Origin of the sequence: Gordonia sp. i37 (assembly GCF_002043085.1) — a bacterium.
Classification (GTDB): domain Bacteria; phylum Actinomycetota; class Actinomycetes; order Mycobacteriales; family Mycobacteriaceae; genus Gordonia; species Gordonia polyisoprenivorans.
In genome coordinates this window covers 1-1,227 of sequence record NZ_MVPX01000260.1, presented here as the reverse complement: position 1 = coordinate 1,227, position 1,227 = coordinate 1, and the positions used below count along the sequence as shown (strand labels likewise).

Annotated in this window: 2 protein-coding genes; both read left to right on the top strand. The window is 67.9% G+C overall.

What is annotated here, in order from left to right:
- Positions 1–49: 49 nt before the first annotated feature.
- Entirely contained in the window at positions 50–901 is an 852-nt protein-coding gene (locus B1964_RS12555) for an ABC transporter ATP-binding protein (RefSeq protein WP_079929990.1), read from the top strand.
- Positions 898–1,227, top strand: a 330-nt coding sequence (locus B1964_RS12550; RefSeq protein WP_139765715.1) for an ATP-binding cassette domain-containing protein, incomplete at its 3' end; no start/stop codon positions are given. The genes B1964_RS12555 and B1964_RS12550, both read left to right, overlap by 4 nt.

Here is a 1,227-nt window from a genome sequence, read left to right as displayed (position 1 = left end):
CCCCCGACTCGCCGCCGACGCGCCGCACACCGACTCCGGCGCAACGTATATGGCCGAAGCCCGACCCGACATGCCGGTTCTCGAGGTCGCCGACCTCACCGTCGCCTACCACGGTGCGGTCAAGGTGGGGCCGACCAGCTTCACCGTCCGGCGCGGTGAACGCCTCGCCATCGTCGGTGAGTCGGGATCGGGAAAGTCCAGCATCGCCAACGCGATCGGCGGATTCATCAGCCCGGAGGCGGGCACCGTCAGCGCAACCACATTGACCTGCATGGGCCGTTCGCTGCTCGACGCTCCCGCCAAGCGCATACCGGTACGCCGGGAGGGGATCTCGATGATTTTTCAGGATGCGATGAGCAGCCTCGACCCGGTGTGGAGTGTGGGTAGCCAGCTCCTGGCCGTACTGCCGTCGGCGAGGCACGGGTCGCGGAGAGCGCGGCGCGGCATCGCCGAGGAGCGGCTGCGACAGGTTGGGATCACTGATCCGAGGCGCGTCATGGGTGCTCTGCCCGAACAACTCTCGGGCGGCATGCGCCAGCGGGTGATGATGGCGATCGCCGTGGCCGGCGAGCCGGAACTGCTCATCGCCGACGAGCCGACCAGTGCGCTCGACGTCACCCTGTCGATCACCGTGATGGAGTTGCTGACCGGTCTGGCCGCCGACGAAGGAGCTGCGCTGGTCTTCATCTCCCACGATCTGCCGCTGTCCCGCAAGTACTGCGACCGGATGCTGGTGATGCGTGCCGGGCGGATCGTCGAACCCCCCGATCCCGAGCACGTCACCGACGCCACCGACCCGTACACCCGTGGGCTGTTCGCGTGCATGCCGACGCTCCAGTCATGCGACCGTGACCGGCTCCCCACCGTCGACGACCTCACCTGCGCGGAGATGGTCGCATGAGCACCACCATCGAACTGGTGGGAGTCACCAAACGCTACGGCGGGGTGAGCGCACTCGACGGTGTCGACGCACGGTTCGCCTCCGGTGTCGCCACCGGGATCGTCGGCGAAAGTGGTTCGGGAAAGTCCACATTGGGTCGGATGATCGTCGGCCTGTCCGAGCCGAGTGCCGGTCAGGTGCTCGTCGACGGCAACGATCTCGCCGATCTGCTGAAGTGGCGGACGCGACGCACGGAGTATCTGCAGACCGTTCAGCTCGTCGCGCAGGACACCACCACGACGTTCGATCCGCGCCACCGCGTGCGCCACGCGGTCCGGCGGCCCGCC

Coding starts and splice junctions, on each gene's coding strand:
- B1964_RS12555 (WP_079929990.1), top strand. CDS start 50: ATGGCCGAAGCCCGACCCGACATGCCGGTTCTCGAGGTCGCCGACCTC.